The sequence below is a fragment of the Streptomyces sp. NPDC020490 genome, from assembly GCF_044335305.1.
Taxonomy (GTDB): Bacteria; Actinomycetota; Actinomycetes; order Streptomycetales; family Streptomycetaceae; genus Streptomyces.
This window is the reverse complement of the sequence record NZ_JBIRUY010000001.1, coordinates 82,545-100,522: the sequence shown is the minus strand read 5'-3', so window position 1 is coordinate 100,522 and position 17,978 is coordinate 82,545. Positions and strand designations below refer to the sequence as shown.

18 protein-coding genes are annotated in these 17,978 nt (G+C 72.7%); 11 read left to right on the top strand and 7 right to left on the bottom strand.

Going from position 1 to position 17,978, the window contains the following annotated elements:
- The first annotated feature begins 14 nt into the window (after window positions 1–14).
- Together ACH4ZX_RS00455 and ACH4ZX_RS00450 are read left to right on the top strand one after the other, a co-directional pair.
- A complete protein-coding gene (locus tag ACH4ZX_RS00455) occupies window positions 15–1,400 on the top strand; it encodes an NADP-dependent succinic semialdehyde dehydrogenase (protein ID WP_398265147.1) in 1,386 nt (461 codons plus the stop codon).
- A 25-nt stretch (window positions 1,401–1,425) separates the two neighbouring features.
- Window positions 1,426–1,662, top strand: a complete 237-nt coding sequence (locus ACH4ZX_RS00450) for a DUF6213 family protein (protein WP_324784941.1) — start codon at window positions 1,426–1,428, stop codon at window positions 1,660–1,662.
- 8 nt (window positions 1,663–1,670) lie between these two features.
- Here ACH4ZX_RS00450 and ACH4ZX_RS00445 read toward each other — a convergent pair whose 3' ends face one another.
- Together ACH4ZX_RS00445 and ACH4ZX_RS00440 are read right to left on the bottom strand one after the other, a co-directional pair.
- A complete protein-coding gene (locus tag ACH4ZX_RS00445; protein ID WP_398265143.1) occupies window positions 1,671–2,333 on the bottom strand; it encodes a transcriptional regulator in 663 nt (220 codons plus the stop codon).
- A gap of 808 nt (window positions 2,334–3,141) precedes the next feature.
- A complete protein-coding gene (locus ACH4ZX_RS00440) occupies window positions 3,142–4,368 on the bottom strand; it encodes an acyl-CoA dehydrogenase family protein (protein WP_398265140.1) in 1,227 nt (408 codons plus the stop codon).
- A 169-nt stretch (window positions 4,369–4,537) separates the two neighbouring features.
- On the opposite strand from ACH4ZX_RS00440, the gene ACH4ZX_RS00435 reads away from it, so the two are divergent.
- On the top strand, window positions 4,538–5,182 hold the full coding sequence (locus ACH4ZX_RS00435; RefSeq protein ID WP_324784939.1) for a TetR family transcriptional regulator: 645 nt from the start codon (window positions 4,538–4,540) through the stop codon (window positions 5,180–5,182).
- A gap of 117 nt (window positions 5,183–5,299) precedes the next feature.
- On the opposite strand, the gene def is transcribed toward ACH4ZX_RS00435, so the two are convergent.
- Window positions 5,300–5,863 carry a peptide deformylase gene (def, locus tag ACH4ZX_RS00430; RefSeq protein ID WP_398265137.1) on the bottom strand — a complete coding sequence of 188 codons (564 nt, stop codon included), beginning with the start codon at window positions 5,861–5,863 and terminating at the stop codon, window positions 5,300–5,302.
- A gap of 112 nt (window positions 5,864–5,975) precedes the next feature.
- On the opposite strand from def, the gene ACH4ZX_RS00425 reads away from it, so the two are divergent.
- From ACH4ZX_RS00425 to ACH4ZX_RS00405, 5 genes are all read left to right on the top strand, one after another.
- On the top strand, window positions 5,976–7,214 hold the full coding sequence (locus tag ACH4ZX_RS00425) for a MurT ligase domain-containing protein (protein WP_324784937.1): 1,239 nt from the start codon (window positions 5,976–5,978) through the stop codon (window positions 7,212–7,214).
- Window positions 7,215–7,237: 23 nt separating this feature from the next.
- Window positions 7,238–7,966 (top strand): glutamine amidotransferase, encoded by a 729-nt coding sequence (locus tag ACH4ZX_RS00420; RefSeq protein ID WP_324784936.1) that lies wholly within the window; start codon window positions 7,238–7,240, stop codon window positions 7,964–7,966.
- A gap of 264 nt (window positions 7,967–8,230) precedes the next feature.
- On the top strand, window positions 8,231–9,256 hold the full coding sequence (locus tag ACH4ZX_RS00415; protein WP_398265132.1) for a 6-phosphofructokinase: 1,026 nt from the start codon (window positions 8,231–8,233) through the stop codon (window positions 9,254–9,256).
- Window positions 9,257–9,359: 103 nt separating this feature from the next.
- Window positions 9,360–10,310 (top strand): cytochrome c oxidase assembly protein, encoded by a 951-nt coding sequence (locus ACH4ZX_RS00410; protein WP_398265129.1) that lies wholly within the window; start codon window positions 9,360–9,362, stop codon window positions 10,308–10,310.
- A gap of 182 nt (window positions 10,311–10,492) precedes the next feature.
- Entirely contained in the window at window positions 10,493–10,663 is a 171-nt protein-coding gene (locus tag ACH4ZX_RS00405) for a hypothetical protein (protein WP_360757409.1), read from the top strand.
- A 3-nt stretch (window positions 10,664–10,666) separates the two neighbouring features.
- On the opposite strand, the gene ACH4ZX_RS00400 is transcribed toward ACH4ZX_RS00405, so the two are convergent.
- The 4 genes from ACH4ZX_RS00400 to ACH4ZX_RS00385 all read right to left on the bottom strand — a co-directional run bounded on the left by ACH4ZX_RS00400 (window position 10,667) and on the right by ACH4ZX_RS00385 (window position 15,012).
- Window positions 10,667–11,881 carry a sensor histidine kinase gene (locus tag ACH4ZX_RS00400; RefSeq protein WP_398265125.1) on the bottom strand — a complete coding sequence of 405 codons (1,215 nt, stop codon included), beginning with the start codon at window positions 11,879–11,881 and terminating at the stop codon, window positions 10,667–10,669.
- Window positions 11,878–13,590, bottom strand: a complete 1,713-nt coding sequence (locus ACH4ZX_RS00395) for a cation acetate symporter (RefSeq protein ID WP_398265122.1) — start codon at window positions 13,588–13,590, stop codon at window positions 11,878–11,880. Before ACH4ZX_RS00395 ends, ACH4ZX_RS00400 begins: the two co-directional genes overlap by 4 nt.
- A gap of 274 nt (window positions 13,591–13,864) precedes the next feature.
- Window positions 13,865–14,260, bottom strand: a complete 396-nt coding sequence (locus tag ACH4ZX_RS00390; RefSeq protein WP_398266629.1) for a hypothetical protein — start codon at window positions 14,258–14,260, stop codon at window positions 13,865–13,867.
- Window positions 14,261–14,262: 2 nt separating this feature from the next.
- Window positions 14,263–15,012, bottom strand: coding sequence for a LytR/AlgR family response regulator transcription factor (locus ACH4ZX_RS00385; RefSeq protein WP_398265119.1), 750 nt, complete (start codon window positions 15,010–15,012; stop codon window positions 14,263–14,265).
- A 77-nt stretch (window positions 15,013–15,089) separates the two neighbouring features.
- Here ACH4ZX_RS00385 and ACH4ZX_RS00380 point away from each other — a divergent pair, with 77 nt between their 5' ends.
- From ACH4ZX_RS00380 to rocD, 3 genes are all read left to right on the top strand, one after another.
- On the top strand, window positions 15,090–15,575 hold the full coding sequence (locus tag ACH4ZX_RS00380) for an Lrp/AsnC family transcriptional regulator (RefSeq protein ID WP_324784928.1): 486 nt from the start codon (window positions 15,090–15,092) through the stop codon (window positions 15,573–15,575).
- A 228-nt stretch (window positions 15,576–15,803) separates the two neighbouring features.
- Window positions 15,804–16,616 carry a dimethylargininase gene (gene ddaH, locus ACH4ZX_RS00375; protein ID WP_360757420.1) on the top strand — a complete coding sequence of 271 codons (813 nt, stop codon included), beginning with the start codon at window positions 15,804–15,806 and terminating at the stop codon, window positions 16,614–16,616.
- Window positions 16,613–17,839, top strand: coding sequence for an ornithine--oxo-acid transaminase (gene rocD, locus ACH4ZX_RS00370; RefSeq protein ID WP_398265114.1), 1,227 nt, complete (start codon window positions 16,613–16,615; stop codon window positions 17,837–17,839). The genes ddaH and rocD overlap by 4 nt, the downstream gene beginning before the upstream one ends.
- Window positions 17,840–17,978: the final 139 nt, after the last annotated feature.

Sequence of the window (17,978 nt, the reverse complement as noted above, 5' to 3'; positions counted from 1 at the left end):
GGAGGAGGTCGGTCATGCCCATCGCGACGGTGAACCCGGCGAACGGCGAGACGGTCAAGACGTACGAGGCCATGGACGAGGAGGAGGTCGAGCGGCGGCTCCAGCTCGCCGAGGCCACCTTCCGCACCTACCGCACGACCGGCTTCGCCGACCGCGGGCGCCTGATGAACCGGGCCGCCGAGCTGCTGGACCAGGACCAGCGGGACATCGCACGGGTGATGACCACCGAGATGGGCAAGCCGGTCGGGCAGGCCCGCGCCGAGGCCGCCAAGTGCGCCAAGGCGATGCGCTGGTACGCCGAGCGCGCCGAGGCGCTGCTCGCCGACGAGGAGCCGGACGAGTCCGACGTGCACGACTCCGGCGCCACCCGCGCCCGGGTGCGCTACCGGCCGCTGGGCCCCGTCCTCGCGGTGATGCCGTGGAACTTCCCGCTGTGGCAGGTGGTGCGGTTCGCCGCGCCCGCGCTGATGGCCGGCAACGTGGGCCTGCTCAAGCACGCCTCGAACGTCCCGCAGACCGCGCTGTACCTGGAGGACCTCTTCCACCGGGCCGGCTTCGAGGTGGGCTGCTTCCAGACCCTGCTGATCGGCTCCGCGCAGGTCGACGACGTGCTGCGGGACGAGCGCGTCAAGGCGGCCACGCTGACCGGCAGCGAGCCCGCGGGCCGTGCGGTCGCCTCCACCGCCGGGGAGATGATCAAGAAGACGGTGCTGGAACTGGGCGGCAGCGACCCGTTCGTGGTGATGCCGTCCGCCGACGTCGACCGGGCCGCGCGGGTCGCGGTGACCGCGCGGGTGCAGAACAACGGGCAGTCCTGCATCGCCGCCAAGCGGTTCATCGTGCACACCGACATCTACGACGCCTTCGCCGAGCGGTTCGTCGCGGGGATGGAGTCGCTGAAGGTCGGCGACCCGATGGACGAGGACACCGAGATCGGGCCGCTGGCCAGCGAGCGGGGGCGGACCGACCTGGAGGAACTGGTCGACGACGCCAGGCGCGGCGGGGCGAGCGTGCTGTGCGGCGGTGAACGGCCGGACCGGCCCGGCTGGTACTACCCGCCGACCGTGCTGGCCGGCGTCACCCGGGAGATGCGGATCCACCGGGAGGAGGCCTTCGGTCCGGTGGCCACGCTGTACCGGGCGGGCGACCTGGACGAGGCCTTGCTGATCGCCAACGACTCGCCGTTCGGGCTGAGTTCCAGCGTCTGGACGCGGGACGACGCCGAGGCCGACCGGTTCGCCCGGGACCTGGAGGCGGGCGGCGTGTTCTTCAACGGGATGACCGCCTCCCACCCGGCCTTCCCCTTCGGCGGGGTCAAGCGGTCCGGGTTCGGGCGTGAGCTGTCCGGGCACGGAATACGCGAGTTCTGCAACATCACCACGGTTTGGCACGGTGCGTGAGCGCCGCGCGGCTACCATCCCGTCTGTGAACCGCGAAGTGACCCTGCCTCTGATCGTCGACGACCGCGGTACCTTGCAGGTGGCCGCGGCCGACGTAAGCAAGTTGTTGCGGACCGTGGGCGGGCGGTGGCTGCATCTGGTGGAGGCCGGGGAGGGCGGACTCGACGAGGACACGGTGGCCGCGCTGACGATCGAACTCGCCAAGCTCGCCGACCGCATCGACGTGGCGTGCATCGCGCACAGCAGCGGCCGGACCGGGTGAGCGGCCGGTCAGGCCGTGTGCGTCAGCGTTGACCAGAACATCGCCTCGTAGTTCTGGAGCAGGCGGCCGTAGGTGTACGCGCGGGACTCGTCGAGGGTCCCCTCGTCCAGGGCCGCCCGGACCGCCTCCGTCGCCGCGCGCTCCAGCTCCGGAGCGGGCCGGGCGAAGAGGTCGAAGAACGCGCAGGCGTCGTCCGTGAAGCCGTAGTGGTAGCGCAGGGACGTGGCGATCCGCGCGCAGTAGCCGCCCCAGGCGGAGAAGTTGGCGGTGAGCGCGAGGACCACGTCGGCCGGTGCGGCGTTGAGCGCCAGCCAGGCGACGCCGGCCGGGTACGCCTGGCAGCCCGGCAGCGGCCGGTACTCGCGGGCGCGGGTCTCGTCGACGCCGCAGGCCCGCGCGAACGCCGGCAGCCGCTGCTGCGCCAGCGCCTCTCCCTCGGCGAGCGCCGTGAAGAACGCGGCCGTCTCCGGCCGGTCCGCCGCGCGCCGCGCCAGGTGCAGGAAGGCCCGGCGGTCCGCGGGGATCACCCAGCCCTGTTCCAGGGCGAGCGCCGCGAGCGTCTCGCGCGGGGCGGCGCCTCGCTCGATGAGCGGGACGAGGGGGTTGGCCCGCGGGTCCGGGGCGAGTTGCGCGGTGGTCGTCTCCAGCAGTTCCGTGGCCGTCCGCGGCATCGCGTCCTCCGTGGGTCCGGGCGCGGAGTCCCGGCGGCTCCGCCTCGACGCCCAGCGTCCCGGACCCGGAGCGGACCCGCGAGACGCATTCGGCCGAACGGCGCCGCCCGGTCCGACGGCCGGCGCCGCGGGAACCGGCCGTCGGACAGCCGCGCGGCACCGGCCACCGTGCCACCGCCGACGCGGTGACCCCCCACCGCCCCGAGCGACTGGCTCCGCCGAAGCCGTCGCGGGCCCCGGCACACCCGCCGCGTAGCCGCCAGGCGCCTCCCCGGCCCGCCCCCGGACACGACCCCACCACCCGACCACGACCACCGACCGCTACCCGGCAGCGCGGACCACCGGCCCTCCGCCACCGCAAGCGGCCGAACCGCCAGAACCGCCGTCGGCCCCCGGCACACCCGCCGCCGAACCGCCAACCCTCCCCGGCCAGTCCCCAGACGCGACCCCACCACCCGACCACGACCACCGCTACCCGGCAGCGCGGACCACCGGCCCTCCGCCACCGCAGGCGGCCGAACCGCCAGAACCGCCGTCGGCCCCCGGCACACCCGCCGCCGAACCGCCAACCCTCCCCGGCCAGTCCCCAGACACGACCCCACCACCCGACCACGACCACCGCTACCCGGCAGCGCGGACCACCGGCCCTCCGCCACCGCAGGCGGCCGAACCCGCCGCGATCGCCGCCGGGCCCCCAGGCGGCCGACGGGCCGGTGCTCCGGGCCGCGGCTCCGCCGCCCGGCGCCACCGCCGTTACCGGGAGGCACGACCGTTCGGCGGTGGGTGCCGCCGGACCAGGTGCGCCGCGCTAGCGGATCGGCATCCCGGACAGGGTGCGGGCGATCACCAGGCGCTGGATCTCGCTCGTGCCTTCGAAGATGGTGTAGATCGCGGCGTCGCGGTGCATCCGCTCGACCGGGTACTCCCGGGTGTAGCCGTTGCCGCCGAGGATCTGGATCGCCTGCGCGGTGACCTTCTTGGCGGTCTCGCTCGCGAACAGCTTCGACATGGAGCCCTCGGCCGCCGTGAACGGCTTGCCGTTGATCGCCATCCAGGAGGCGCGCCAGACGAGCAGGCGGGCGGCGTCGATCTGGGTGCGCATGTCCGCGAGCTGGAAGGCGACGCCCTGGTTGTCGATGATCGGGCGGCCGAACTGCTCGCGGGTCTTGGCGTAGTCGAGGGCGACCTCATAGGCGGCGCGCGCGGTGCCGACCGCCATCGCGCCGACGGCCGGGCGGGAGGCCTCGAAGGTGGCCATGGCCGCGTTCTTGACGCGCTCGCCGCCCGACTTCGCCCGCTCGCGGGCGCGGGCCAGCCGCTCGTCCAGCTTCTCCTTGCCGCCCAGGAGGCAGGAGCCGGGGACCCGGACGTCCTCCAGCACGACCTCGGCGGTGTGCGAGGCGCGGATGCCGTGCTTCTTGAACTTCTGCCCCTGCGACAGTCCCGGGGTGTTCGGCGGGACGATGAAGGAGGCGTGGCCCTTGGAGCCCAGCTCGGGGTCGACGACCGCGACGACGACGTGGACGTTGGCGATACCGCCGTTGGTCGCCCAGGTCTTCGTGCCGTTGATCACCCACTCGTCCTTGGCCTCGTCGTAGACGGCGCGGGTGCGCATGGAGGCCACGTCGGAGCCTGCGTCGGGCTCGGAGGAGCAGAAGGCGGCGACCTTGACGTCGTTGACGTCGCCGTACATCTGCGGGATCCAGGTGCCGATCTGCTCCTCGGTCCCGTTGGCGAGGACGCCCACCGCGGCGAGGCCGGTGCCGACGATCGACAGGGCTATGCCGGCGTCCCCCCAGAACAGTTCCTCCATCGCCATCGGGATGCCGAGACCGGTGGCGTCGAAGTACTGCTGGGCATAGAAGTCCAGGGAGTAGATGCCGACCTTCGCGGCCTCCTGGATGACCGGCCAGGGAGTCTCCTCACGCTCGTCCCATTCGGCGGCCGCGGGCCGGATCACGTCGGCGGCGAAGCCGTGCAGCCAGTCGCGGACCTCCTTCTGTTCGTCGTTGAGCTCCATGGTGAACTCGGCCATGTCCCCTCCAGCGGCGGTGCAATGTGTTACTAGCGGTAACAGGAGTCTGTTACCGGTCGGTAGGAAAAGTCAACTCCCGATGACCGGTCGGCAGCCCGTTCGATGCGGAGGGCGGCTTGGGTGTTAGTTTGCGCTGGCGTCACCGAATCAGCACGGGTGGGGAGAGCTCATGGACACCACGCAGCGGACCGATCAGCAGCGGTCCGCCGACCGCCGCCGGCGCGAATTGCTGGAGGCCGCCGACAGAGTGGTGCTGCGCGACGGGCCGCAGGCCTCGATGAACGCCATCGCGGCGGAGGCCGGCATCACCAAGCCGATCCTGTACCGGCACTTCGGTGACAAGGGCGGACTTTACGCGGCGTTGGCCAAGCGGCACACGGACGCCCTCCTCGCCTCGCTGCGGGCCGCGCTGGACGCCCCGGCGGACCGCAGGGAACGCGTGGAGGCCACCCTGGACACGTACCTGGCGGCGATCGAGGCACGGCCGCAGGTCTACCGCTTCCTGATGCACCCGGCGGAGGGGGGCCATCCCGGCGACCCCGGCTTCGACGTGGGCAAGCACTCCGCGCCGCTGCTGCGCAGGATGGGCGAGGAACTGGCGCAGGTCATCGAGGAACGGCTGGACCTCGGACCGGGCACCCAGCAGCTGGCGCGGGTGTGGGGACACGGGATCGTCGGGATGATGCACGCGGCGGGCGACTGGTGGCTGGGCGAACGGCCCTGCTCGCGCGCGGAGTTGGTGCGGAGCCTGGCCGACCTGCTGTGGGGCAGGCTGGCGGCGGCCGGCGACCGGGTGGGCGGTCCGGGTTTCTAGGTCCCGGTTTCCAGGTCCCGGTTCCAGGTCCGGGTTTCCAGGTCCCGGTTCCAGGTCCGGGTCTCCAGGTCCGGGTTTCCAGGTCCCGGTTTCCAGGTCCGGGTTTCCAGGCCCCGGTCACTCCCCGTCCGGCGCGGCGCGGCCCCGGCTCCAGGACGCCTTCGCCACCTGCCTGCGCAGCCTGCGGCCGCGCCACCCCGTGAGGTGATCCGCGTACACCCGGCCCCCGAGGTGGTCGCACTCGTGCTGCAGGCACCGCGCGAAGAACCCCGTCCCGTGCACGGTGACGGGCTCCCCGGTCACCGTGAAGCCCTCGACCACGGCGTGGTCGTACCGTGGCGTGCCGGCCTCCAGTCCGGGCAGGGACAGGCAGCCCTCCGGGCCCCGCACGACCACCCCGTCGGCCTCCACGAGCCGGGGGTTGACCAGGTGTCCGAGGTGCCGCACGTCCTCGTCGTCCGGGCAGTCGTAGACGAACACCCGCACCGGCTCCCCCACCTGGTTCGCCGCCAGCCCCACGCCGCGCGCCGCGTACATCGTGGCGAACAAGTCCTCCACCAGGGCCGCCAGTTCGTCGCCGAAGTCCGTGACCTCCGCGCAGGGCGCGTGCAGCACCGGGTCGCCGAACAAGGTGAGGGGCCGGACGCGTCCGCGTGTGCCCGGAATGGAGCCGTTTCGCATGGCCGCTAGGGTACGGCGATTCGGGAGTGCGAATGGATCTCGAATAGGCTGACCACCACCACGTTGCCGTCAGGCAGAGGCGCGGCGCGTACGCAAGGAGGATCGAGAACTGATGGCAGGCAACTCGGACCCGCTCACGCCGCGGGCCAAGATCGCCGTCACCGCCGGCAAGGCGGTCGCGGCGGCATCGCGCGCCGCAGGGCGCGGCAGCGGTTCGGTGATCGGCGGCCGGGTGGCGCTCAAGCTCGACCCCGACCTCCTCGCCCGGCTGGCCCAGAACCTCGACGTCGTCCTGGTCTCGGCCACCAACGGCAAGACCACGACCACGAGGCTGATCGCCGAGGCGCTGCGGGCCGCGGGCCCGGTCGTGTCCAACGCGCTCGGCGCCAACATGCCCGCCGGCATCACCTCGGCGCTGGCCGGCGGCTCGGACGCGCGCTACGGCGTCATCGAGGTCGACGAGAAGTACCTCGCGGGCGTGGCCCGGGACACCGCCCCCAAGTGCATCGCCCTGCTCAACCTCTCCCGCGACCAGCTCGACCGCGCCGCGGAGACCCGCATGCTCGCCGAGAACTGGCGCGAGGGGCTCGCCGGGTCCAAGGCCGTGATCGTCGCCAACGCCGACGACCCGCTGGTCGTGTGGGCCGCGTCCTCCTCCCCCAACGTGGTCTGGGTCGCCGCCGGGCAGATGTGGAAGGACGACGCCTGGTCCTGCCCGTCCTGCGGCGGCGTGATGCAGCGGCCCGGCGACGACTGGTTCTGCGGCGAGTGCGGCTTCCGGCGGCCCACGCCGAGCTGGGCGCTGTCCGGCGACCACGTCCTCGACCCGCACGGCTCGGCCTGGCCGATCCACCTGCAGCTGCCGGGCCGCGCCAACAAGGCCAACGCCGCCTCCTCCGCGGCCGTCGCCGCCGTCTTCGGAGTGCCGCCGCAGGTGGCGCTGGAGCGGATGTACCAGGTGCAGGCGGTGGCCGGGCGCTACGACGTCGTCCAGTTCCAGGGCCGCGACCTCAGGCTGCTGCTGGCGAAGAACCCGGCCGGCTGGCTGGAGACGTTCAGCCTGATCGATCCGCCGCCCACCCCGGTGATCCTCTCCGTGAACGCGCGCGGCGCCGACGGCACCGACACCTCCTGGCTGTGGGACGTCGACTACACGCGCCTGACCGGCCACCCGATCTGCGTCATCGGTGACCGGAAGCTGGACCTCGCGGTGCGGCTGGAGGTCGCCGACCAGCAGTTCCAGGTGTGCGACAACCTCGACCAGGCGGTGCAGGCCTGCCCGCCGGGCAGGATCGAGGTCATCGCCAACTACACCGCCTTCCAGGACCTGCGCCGCCGCGTCGGCAACTGAGCACGAGACGTCAGGGGACTTTTGTGAGCGACAACCAGCTGCGGATCGTCTGGATCTACCCGGACCTGCTCAGCACGTACGGCGACCAGGGCAACGTGCTGGTCGTGGAGCGCCGGGCCCGGCAGCGCGGGCTCGACGTGGCCCGGCTCGACGTGCGCAGCGACCAGCCGATCCCGACCTCCGGCGACATCTACCTGATCGGCGGCGGCGAGGACCGTCCGCAGCGGCTCGCGGCCGAGCGGCTGCGCCGCGACGGCGGTCTGCACCGGGCCGTCGGCAACGGCGCGATCGTCTTCTCGGTGTGCGCCGGCTACCAGATCCTCGGCCACGAGTTCATCAACGACCTCGGCCAGCGCGAGCCCGGGCTGGGCCTGCTGGACGTGGTGTCCGTGCGCGGCGAGGGCGCGCGGTGCGTGGGTGACGTGCTCGCCGACATCGACCCGCGGCTCGGCCTGCCTCCGCTGACCGGCTTCGAGAACCACCAGGGCGTCACGCATCTGGGCCCGACCGCCCGCCCCTTGGCCAAGACCCGCCTGGGCAACGGCAACGGCACGGGCGACGGCACGGAGGGCGCGTACAACGAGACCGTGTTCGGCACGTACATGCACGGTCCGGTGCTCGCACGCAACCCGCTGATCGCGGACCTGCTGCTGAAGCTGGCGCTCGACGTGAACGCGCTGCCGCCGGCGGACGACCGGTGGTACGAGGCACTTCGCAACGAGCGCATCGCGGCCGCGCAGCAGCCTGCGTGAGTACGGCGGCGCAGCAGCCTGCGTGAGTACGGCGGCGCAGCAGCTGCGTGAGTACGGTGGCGCAGCGGTCCGGCAACCCGCCCGACACCTGCGCTCAAGCTCTCCTTCACCAGCCCGTCCGAGGGCCCGTACGCACAGGTGAGCGGGGTCGTCCAGCAGGCGGACGCACGGTGCGGCCCCGCCCCCGAATGCCGCTAGGGTGGCGGGGATCGAGCCGGACGACGCGGTCCGGCCCCGGCCCACGTTGAGAAGGTTTTTCGGGCTATGCGCATTGGTGTCCTCACGTCCGGCGGCGACTGCCCCGGCCTGAACGCCGTCATCCGGTCCGTCGTGCACCGCGCCGTCGTCGACCACGGCGACGAGGTCATCGGCTTCCGGGACGGCTGGAAGGGCCTCCTGGAGTGCGACTACCTCAAGCTCGACCTCGACGCGGTGAGCGGCATCCTGGCTCGCGGCGGCACGATCCTCGGCTCCTCCCGGGTCCAGCCCTCGCACCTGCGCGACGGCGTCGAGCGGGCCAGGGGCCACCTCGAGGAACTCGGTCTGGACGCGATCATCCCGATCGGCGGCGAGGGCACGCTGAAGGCGGCCCGTCTGATGTCGGACGGCGGGCTGCCCGTGGTGGGCGTGCCGAAGACCATCGACAACGACATCGCTGTCACCGACGTCACCTTCGGCTTCGACACGGCCGTCGGCGTGGCGACCGAGGCGCTGGACCGGCTGAAGACCACCGCGGAGTCCCACCAGCGGGTGCTCGTCGTGGAGGTCATGGGCCGTCACACCGGCTGGATCGCGCTGCACTCCGGCATGGCGGCCGGCGCGCACGCCGTCGTCGTCCCCGAGCGGCCCTTCGACATCGAGGAGCTGGCCGCGCGGGTGGGCGAACGGTTCGACCAGGGCAAGCGGTTCGCCATCGTCGTCGCCGCGGAGGGCGCCAAGCCGCGCCCGGGAACCATGGACTTCGACGAGGGCGGCACGGACGTCTACGGCCACGAGCGCTTCGCCGGCATCGCCCGCCAGCTGTCCGTCGAACTGGAGGAGCGGCTCGGCAAGGAGGCCCGGCCGGTGATCCTCGGGCACGTGCAGCGCGGCGGCACGCCGACGGCGTACGACCGGGTGCTGGCCACCCGCTTCGGGTGGCACGCCGTGGAGGCGGTGCACCGCGGGCAGTTCGGCATGATGACGGCGCTGCGCGGCACCGACATCGTGATGGTGTCGCTGGCGGAGGCCGTGGAGACGCTGAAGACGGTTCCCGCGGAGCGCTACGACGAGGCGGAGTGCGTGCTCTGACTCCGCGGAGCGTTGTCCCGCCCCCGGTCGCAGCCGTGACCGGGGGCGGTTCTACTCTGGTGCGGACAGAGTCGCACAACCCCCACGAATCAGGAGCCGGCCGATGGATCACAGCGGTCACGGCACGACCATGGACCTGCCGCCGTTCACCCTGGGACGGGGGCTGGAGTGGTCCGCGGACCCCTTCTTCCTCGTCGCCTGCCTGCTCGGGCTGGCGCTGTACGGATGGGGGGTCGTGCGGCTGGTCCGGCGCGGTGACAAGTGGCCGGTGGGGCGGACGGTGGCGTTCGTCACCGGCGTGCTGACGATCATGCTCGTGATGTGCACCAGGCTGAACGACTACGGGATGGTCATGTTCAGCGTGCACATGGTGCAGCACATGGTGATCAGCATGCTCTCGCCGATCCTGATCCTGCTCGGCGCCCCCGTGACGCTCGCGCTGCGCGCGCTGCCGACGGCGGGCCGGGGCCGAAAGGGCCCCCGCGAGCTGCTGCTCATGCTGCTGCACAGCCACTACATGCGCTTCATCACGCACCCCCTGTTCACCATCCCGATGTTCATCGCGAGCCTGTACGCGCTGTACTTCACCCCGCTGTTCGACTTCCTGATGGGCTCCAAGACCGGGCACGTCGCGATGATGGTGCACTTCCTCGCCGTCGGCGTCGTGTTCTTCTGGCCGATCATGGGAGTCGACCCGGGACCGAACAGGCCCGGCTACCTGATCCGGATGCTGGAGCTGTTCGCCGGCATGCCGTTCCACGCCTTCTTCGGGATCGCGCTGATGATGGCGTCCACGACCATGGTGGAGACGTTCAAGAACCCGCCCGCCTCGCTCGGCATCGACGCGCTGTCCGACCAGAGCGCGGCCGGCGGCATCGCCTGGGCGTTCAGCGAGGTCCCGTCCGTGCTGGTGCTGCTGGCCCTGCTGTTCCAGTGGTACGGCTCCGAGCAGCGGCAGGCCAGGCGCAAGGACCGGGCCGCCGACCGCGACGGGGACAAGGAGCTCGAGGCGTACAACGCCTACCTGGCCTCGCTGGACGCGCGCGGGCGCTGACGGTCCGCGCCCCGGCGTGGTGAGCCCGCTGCGTGGCGTGGTGAGCCCGCTGCGTGGTGCGCCCGCTGCGTGGAAAGCGCGCAGGGGCGTGTGCGCCGGGGCGCGAGTTTCGCACAGGGGCGCCGTCCGGAGGCAGAACCGGGGCACCATGGAGGGAAGCGGACCATGAGGAGGGTGTCGCGATGCCCGGTTCCCCGGACGGTTCCACGAAGACGATGGGGGTGGTCACCGTCGGCGGGCTCGTCGCGGTGACGGCCTACACGGTGGCGCTCGGCAGCAACGGCTGGCTGTGGTTCGGCTGGGTCGTGCTGGGCCTGATCACTCTCGGCATGGTCGTCACCCGCAGCACCTGAGCCTCACTCCCGGGCGAGCCGCCCGGCCGAGTGCACGCCCGGCTGGTACTTGGGCAGCCGGGCGGTGATCTTCATGCCGGCGCCCGGCGCGGTCTCGATGACGAGGCCGTGGTCGTCGCCGTAGACCTGGCGGAGCCGGTCGTCGACGTTGGACAGGCCGATGCCGCCGGACGGGCTGACCTCGCCCGCGAGGATGCGGCGCAGCAGTTCGGGGTCCATGCCCGCGCCGTCGTCCTCGATCACCACCAGCGCCTCGGCGCCGGCGTCCTGCGCGGTGATCTGTATGTGGCACTTGCCGGTGGACGCCGTCTTGCCCTCCAGGCCGTGCTTGACCGCGTTCTCGACGAGCGGCTGCAGGCACAGGAAGGGCAGGGTGACCGGCAGCACCTCGGGCGCGATCTGCAGGGTGACGGAGAGGCGGTCGCCGAAGCGGGCCCGGACCAGCGCCAGGTAGTGGTCTATGGCGTGGAGTTCGTCGGCGAGGGTGGTGAAGTCGCCGTGCCGGCGGAACGAGTAGCGGGTGAAGTCGGCGAACTCCAGCAGCAGCTCGCGGGCACGCTCGGGGTCCGTACGGACGAACGAGGCGATCACCGCGAGCGAGTTGAAGATGAAGTGCGGGGAGATCTGGGCCCGCAGCGCCTTGATCTCGGCCTCGATGAGCCGGGTGCGCGACTGGTCGAGGTCGGCGAGCTCGAGCTGGACGGAGACCCAGCGGGCGACCTCGCCGGCCGCGCGCACCAGCACCGCGGACTCGCGGGGCGCGCAGGCGACGAGCGTGCCGTGGACCCGGTCGTCGACGGTGAGCGGGGCGACGACCGCCCAGCGCACCGGGCAGTCGGGCGCGTCACAGGTCAGCGGGAAGGCCTCGCCGCGGCCGGTCTCCAGGGGGCCGGCGAGCCGTTCCATGACCTCGGTGCGGTGATGGGCGCCCACGCCGTCCCAGACCAGGACCTCCTTCTCGTCCGTCAGGCACAGCGCATCCGTGCCGAGCAGCGAGCGCAGTCTGCGGGCCGACCTGCGCGCGGTCTCCTCCGTCAGGCCCGCCCGCAGCGGGGGCGCGGCGAGGGACGCGGTGTGCAGGGTCTCGAAGGTGGCGTGCTCGACGGGCGTGCCGAGCTCGCCCAGGTTCCGCGGGCTCGCGGTGCGCCGCCCGAGCCAGAACCCGGCCGCCAGCAGCGGCAGCGCGGCCACGCACAGGCCGGCGAGGAAACCGCTCACGCCTTCGCCTCCGTCCTCAGCTCCTCCGGCAGGTGGAACCGGGCCAGGATCGCCTGGGTGCCCGGCGGCACCCGCCCCGGGGTGGCCAGGGACACCAGCACCATGGTCAGGAAGCCGAACGGCACCGACCACAGCGCGGGCCAGGCGAGCAGGGCGTGCAGCGGCCCCGAGCCCGGGAAGCCCGCCATGGTCGCGGTCACGGCCAGGAACGCCGAGCCGCCCCCGACGATCATCCCGGCGGCCGCGCCCGGCGGGGTCAGCCGCCGCCACCAGATGCCGAGGACGAGCAGCGGGCAGAAGGACGACGCCGACACGGCGAACGCGAGCCCGACCGCGTCCGCGACCGGCAGCCCGCCCACGATGACGCTCGCGGCGAGCGGTACGGCCATGGCGAGCACCGTCCCGAGCCGGAAGTGCCGCACGCCGCGCGAGGGCAGCACGTCCTGGGTGAGCACGCCCGCGACGGCCATGGTCAGCCCGGACGCCGTGGACAGGAACGCCGCGAACGCCCCGCCCGCGACCAGCGCCCCGAGCAGGTCGCCGCCCAGGCCGCCGATCATGCGGTCGGGCAGCAGCAGCACGGCGGCGTCCGCGTCGCCGGTGATCGTGAGCTCGGGGGCGTAGAGGCGGCCGAGTGCGCCGTAGACCGGGGGCAGGAGGTAGAAGGCGCCGGTCAGGGCGAGCACGGCCACGGTGGTGCGGCGGGCGGCGACGCCGTGCGGGCTGGTGTAGAAGCGGACGACGACGTGCGGCAGGCCCATGGTGCCGAGGAACGTGGCGAGGATCAGTCCGTACGTGGCGTACAGTGGGCGTTCCTCGCGGCTCGCGGTCAGCGAGGTGGACATGCCGCCGTCGCTGCCGCGGGCGGCGGCCGGGACCCGGGCGCCCTCGGCGAAGGTCAGCCGGGTGCCCTGGGCGATGCGGTGCGTGCCGGCGGGCAGCCGCACCGGCCGGCCGTCGTGCGGGCGGCCGTCGACGGTGCCGCTCACGGTGACGGTCAGCGGCCGGTCCAGCTCCAGGTCGAGGGCGGCGTCGACGGTGACCACGCGCTGCTCGCGGAAGGACGGCGGTTCCCCGAAGACGTGCCGGGGCGCCCCGTCGGCCTGCCAGGCGAGGACCAGGAAGAGGGCGGGGACGAGCAGCGCGGTGAGCTTCAGCCAGTACTGGAATGCCTGCACGAAGGTGATGCTGCGCATGCCGCCGGCGGCGACGGTGGCGACCACCACGACGGCGACGATGATCCCGCCGAGCGGGTCGGGCGCGCCGGTCAGCACCGCCAGGGTCAGCCCGGCGCCCTGGAGCTGGGGCAGCAGGTAGAGCCAGCCGGCGCCGACGACGAAGGCGCCCGCGAGCCGCCGCACGGTCTGCGAGGCGAGGCGGGCCTCGGCGAAGTCGGGCAGCGTGTAGGCGCCGGAGCGGCGCAGCGGGGCCGCGACGAAGAGCAGCAGCACGAGGTACCCGGCCGTGTAGCCGACCGGGTACCAGAGCATGTCCGGTCCCTGCACCAGCACGAGGCCGGCGATGCCGAGGAAGGAGGCCGCGGAGAGGTACTCGCCGCTGATGGCGGCCGCGTTGAGGCGGGGGCCGACGGTCCGGGAGGCGACGTAGAAGTCGGAGGTGGTGCGGGAGATGCGCAGGCCGAAGGCGCCGACGAGGACGGTGGCCACGACGACGAGGGCGACGGCGGGGACGGCGTAGCTGGAGTTCATCTGCGGTTCTTCATCGGTCGCTCGGTCCCGTCGTTCGTTCGGTCGCAGGCGCCGCTCGGTGGCGTCGGCCGCTCTGCCTCATCGGTCGCACTGCTTCATCGGTCGCTCGGTCTTGTCGGTCGCTCGGCCTTGTCGGTCGCTCGGCCTTGTCGGTCGCTCGGCCTTGTCGGTCGCTCGGCCTTGTCGGTCGCTCGGCCTTGTCGGTCGCTCGGTCTTGTCGGTCGCTCGGTCTTGTCGGTCGTTCGGTGTGGTCCGTCCCGTCGGCCGCTGCGCTTCACCGGTCCTCGACCAGTCGTACGAGGTCCCGTTCGTTGCGTTCGGCGCGGCGGACGTACCAGCGGGCCAGCAGGACCAGCGGGGCGTACAGGCAGAAGCCGAGGACGGCCCACTCGAGGCGGTGGGCGTAGGGCATGGCGGAGAACACCAGCGGCAGCGGTCCGACGAGCAGCACGAGCACCGCGAAGACACCGAGGGCGGCCCGCAACTGGGTGCGCATCAACGAGCGGACGTAGGTGTGGCCCAGGGTGGTCTGCTCGTCGATCTCGGTGCGCGGCCGGTAGTAGCCGGAGGTGTGCGGGTACCGCCCCCGCGAGCGGAGCCGGGCGTGGGGAAGAACGCGCCGTTGCGGGCCGGTGACGACGACGCGGCGCTCGGCGGGGTCCTGCGGCACGGTCACGTCCTCCTCATCAACAGGTCCCGCAGTTCGCGTGCGTGGCGGCGGCTGACCTGCAGCTCCTCGCCGCCGACCACCACGCTCACGGTGCCCGCGTCCAGCCGGAGCTCGCCGATGTGGCGCAGCGCGACCAGGTGGCGGCGGTGGATGCGGACGAAGCCGCGGGCGCGCCAGCGTTCCTCCAGGGTGGACAGCGGGATGCGGAGGAGGTGGCTGCCCTTGTCGGTGTGCAGGCGGGCGTAGTCGCCCTGGGCCTCGACGTGGGTGATGTCGTCGACGGCGACGAACCGGGTGACGCCGCCGAGCTCGACGGGCAGCTGGTCGGGGTCGGGCTCGTGCACGGGGATACGCGGGGCGGCGCCGCCGATCTCGGCGGCCCGGCGCACCGCCTCGGCGAGGCGCTCCTTGCGGACGGGCTTGAGCACGTAGTCGACGGCCTTGAGGTCGAAGGCCTGGACGGCGAAGTCCTCGTGAGCGGTGACGAACACGACGAGCGGCGGCTCGGCGAACCCGCTCAGCAGCCGGGCGAGGTCGAGTCCGTCGAGGCCCGGCATGTGGATGTCGAGGAAGACGACGTCGATGGCCTCGGCCCCGCCCGGCCCCGACTCCAGGGCACGGTTGATGCGGCGCAGCGCCTCGGTCGCGTCGCCGGCGCCCTCCGCGCTGCTGATGCGGGGGTCGGCGTTGAGCAGATAGAGCAGCTCCTCCAGCGAGGGGCGTTCGTCGTCGACGGCGAGGGCGCGCAGCATGAACCCGGAGTGTAGGAGCAATCCGCGCGCCTGGACATGTGCCGGGAGCGGCCGTTCACGCTGGGTACAGTGCCGCCATGAACAGCAGGCCCGCCCCGTTCGACGAGCTCGACCGGAAGATCGTCACCGCGCTGATGGCGAACGCCAGGACCAGCTTCGCCGAGATCGGGGCGGCCATCGGCCTGTCGTCCACGGCGGTGAAGCGGCGCGTGGACCGGCTGCGGGACACGGGGGTGATCACCGGGTTCACGGCCACGGTGCGGCCGTCGGCGCTGGGCTGGCGCACGGAGGCGTACGTCGAGGTGTACTGCGAGGGCGCCGCGCCGCCCCGGCGGCTGGCCGAGGTGGTCCGCAACCATCCGGAGATCACGGCCGCGATGACGGTGACCGGCGGCGCGGACGCGTTGCTGCACGTGCGGGCGCGGGACGTCGAGCACTTCGAGGAGGTGCTGGAGCGGATCCGCCGGGAGCCGTTCATCCGCAAGACGATCAGCGTGATGGTGCTGTCGCATCTGCTGCCGGAGAGCCCCGAGGCGGGCGCCAGTCAGCCCGCGCCCGAATGAGCGCTCCCGAATGAGTCCTCACGACTGTGTGGTGCCGACCGAGTGGCCTCGACGGTCCTCCGGATGAGCGAAGGTACCGGAAGTATGCGCAGCAGGCGTGCGTAATGAGCGGAAAGAACGCAGCATTCCTGCGCTGACGCGCAATATCCGTTTCTTGTCGGTCGTATGGGTCGCTTTCTACCGTGGTGTCAACCCAGCCCACACCCCAGGAAGCGGAGGAACCCCTCTGTGCCCGACTCCCGTGTGCCGCGCCGGCGGCGCTTCCTCGTCTGTGAACCCAGACACTTCGCCGTGCAGTACGCGATCAATCCCTGGATGCGGCCCGACGCACCCGTCGACGCCGACCTGGCCCAGGAACAGTGGCAGGAGCTGATCCGCGCCTACCGCCACCACGGTCACACCGTCGACGTACTGGAGCCGGCCCCCGGCCTGCCCGACATGGTCTTCGCCGCGAACTCGGCGGTCGTCGTCGACGGCCGCGTCTTCGGTTCCCTCTTCCACGCGCCCGAAAGGCGCCCTGAGTCCACGCACTACGACACGTGGTTCAAGTCGGCCGGCTTCGACGTGCACCGGCCCGAGTCCGTCTGCGAGGGCGAGGGCGACCTCGTCTGGACGGGCCGCTACGTCCTGGCCGGCACCGGGTTCCGCACCACCCGCGAGGCCCACCGCGAGGTGCAGGAGTTCTTCGGCCACCCGGTGATCAGCCTGACGCTGGTGGACCCGCGCTTCTACCACCTGGACACCGCGTTGTTCGTCCTCGACGACGACAACATCGCGTACTACCCGGAGGCGTTCTCGGCCGGCAGCCGCGAGGTGCTCGCGCGGCTGTACCCGGACGCGGTGCTCGCCACCCGTGAGGACGCGATGGCGTTCGGTCTCAACTCCGTGTCCGACGGCCGCCACGTCTTCATCGCGCCCCAGGCGGAGGCCCTCGCCTCCGCCCTCGCCGACCGCGGCTACCTCCCCGTCCCCGTCGACCTGTCGGAGTTCCGCAAGGCAGGCGGCGGCATCAAGTGCTGCACTCAGGAGATCCGCTCATGACCGCTCCCGCCACCACGCGCACGTCCGCCGACCTCATCCGCGCCGAGGAGCCGGTCCTGGCCCACAACTACCACCCGCTCCCGGTGGTGGTCGCCCGGGCCGAGGGCACCTGGGTGGAGGACGTGGAGGGCCGCCGCTACCTGGACATGCTGGCCGGCTACTCCGCCCTCAACTTCGGCCACCGGCACCCGCTGCTGGTCGAGGCCGCACACCGCCAGCTGGACCGTCTCACCCTCACCTCGCGCGCCTTCCACAACGACCGCCTGGCCGAGTTCGCCGAGCGCCTGGCGGAGCTGACGGGCCAGGAGATGGTGCTGCCGATGAACACGGGCGCCGAGGCCGTGGAGTCCGGCATCAAGGTGGCCCGTAAGTGGGCGTACGAGGTCAAGGGCGTCCCCGCCGACCGGGCGACGATCGTGGTCGCGGCGGAGAACTTCCACGGCCGCACGACGACGATCGTCAGCTTCTCGACCGACGAGACGGCGCGCAAGGGCTTCGGCCCCTTCACCCCCGGCTTCCGCATCGTCCCCTACAACGACCTCGCGGCCCTGGAGGCGGCGGTCGACGAGACGACGGCCGCGGTGCTGCTGGAGCCCATCCAGGGCGAGGCCGGCGTGATCGTCCCGGACGACGGCTACCTGGCCGGCGTGCGGGAGCTGACCCGCCGCGCGGGCTGTCTGTTCATCGCCGACGAGATCCAGTCGGGCCTGGGCCGCACCGGCCGCACCCTCGCCGTGGAGCACGAGTCGGTCGTCCCCGACATGCTGCTGCTGGGCAAGGCGCTGGGCGGCGGCATCGTGCCGGTGTCCGCGGTCCTCGCCCGGCGGGACGTGCTCGGCGTGCTGGGGCCGGGCGAGCACGGCTCCACGTTCGGCGGCAACCCGCTGGCCGCGGCCGTCGGCACGGCGGTGGTCGAGCTGCTGGAGACGGGCGAGTACCAGCACCGGGCGGCCGAGCTGGGCGTCGTCCTGCGGGACGGTCTGGAGGCCCTCGTCGGCAAGGGCGTCACCGGCTTCCGCGCCCGGGGCCTGTGGGCGGGCGTCGACATCGACCCGGCGATCGGCACCGGCCGGGAGATCGGCGAGCGGCTGCTGGGTGAGGGAATCCTCGTCAAGGACACCCACGGCTCCACGATCCGGCTGGCGCCGCCGCTGACAATCACCGGCGAGGAGCTGGAGTCGGCGCTCGGCACGCTGGAGAAGGTGCTGACGCAGGGGGCCTGACCCTGGCCGGGCCAGATACCGGCCGGGGCCCGGCGCGGGGGGGCCCCCCCCCCCCCCCCCCCGCCGGCCCCCCCCCCCCCCCCGCGGCCCCCCCCCCCCCCGCGCCGGGCGCCCCCCCCCCCACACACCCGGCCCCCCA

Coding starts and splice junctions, on each gene's coding strand:
- ACH4ZX_RS00395 (WP_398265122.1), bottom strand. CDS start 13,590: ATGAACTCCAGCTACGCCGTCCCCGCCGTCGCCCTCGTCGTCGTGGCC.
- ACH4ZX_RS00385 (WP_398265119.1), bottom strand. CDS start 15,012: ATGCTGCGCGCCCTCGCCGTCGACGACGAACGCCCCTCGCTGGAGGAG.
- ACH4ZX_RS00410 (WP_398265129.1), top strand. CDS start 9,360: ATGGATCACAGCGGTCACGGCACGACCATGGACCTGCCGCCGTTCACC.
- ACH4ZX_RS00425 (WP_324784937.1), top strand. CDS start 5,976: ATGGCAGGCAACTCGGACCCGCTCACGCCGCGGGCCAAGATCGCCGTC.
- ACH4ZX_RS00455 (WP_398265147.1), top strand. CDS start 15: ATGCCCATCGCGACGGTGAACCCGGCGAACGGCGAGACGGTCAAGACG.
- ACH4ZX_RS00415 (WP_398265132.1), top strand. CDS start 8,231: ATGCGCATTGGTGTCCTCACGTCCGGCGGCGACTGCCCCGGCCTGAAC.
- ACH4ZX_RS00445 (WP_398265143.1), bottom strand. CDS start 2,333: ATGCCGCGGACGGCCACGGAACTGCTGGAGACGACCACCGCGCAACTC.
- rocD (WP_398265114.1), top strand. CDS start 16,613: ATGACCGCTCCCGCCACCACGCGCACGTCCGCCGACCTCATCCGCGCC.
- ACH4ZX_RS00405 (WP_360757409.1), top strand. CDS start 10,493: ATGCCCGGTTCCCCGGACGGTTCCACGAAGACGATGGGGGTGGTCACC.
- ACH4ZX_RS00440 (WP_398265140.1), bottom strand. CDS start 4,368: ATGGCCGAGTTCACCATGGAGCTCAACGACGAACAGAAGGAGGTCCGC.
- def (WP_398265137.1), bottom strand. CDS start 5,863: ATGCGAAACGGCTCCATTCCGGGCACACGCGGACGCGTCCGGCCCCTC.
- ACH4ZX_RS00435 (WP_324784939.1), top strand. CDS start 4,538: ATGGACACCACGCAGCGGACCGATCAGCAGCGGTCCGCCGACCGCCGC.
- ACH4ZX_RS00380 (WP_324784928.1), top strand. CDS start 15,090: ATGAACAGCAGGCCCGCCCCGTTCGACGAGCTCGACCGGAAGATCGTC.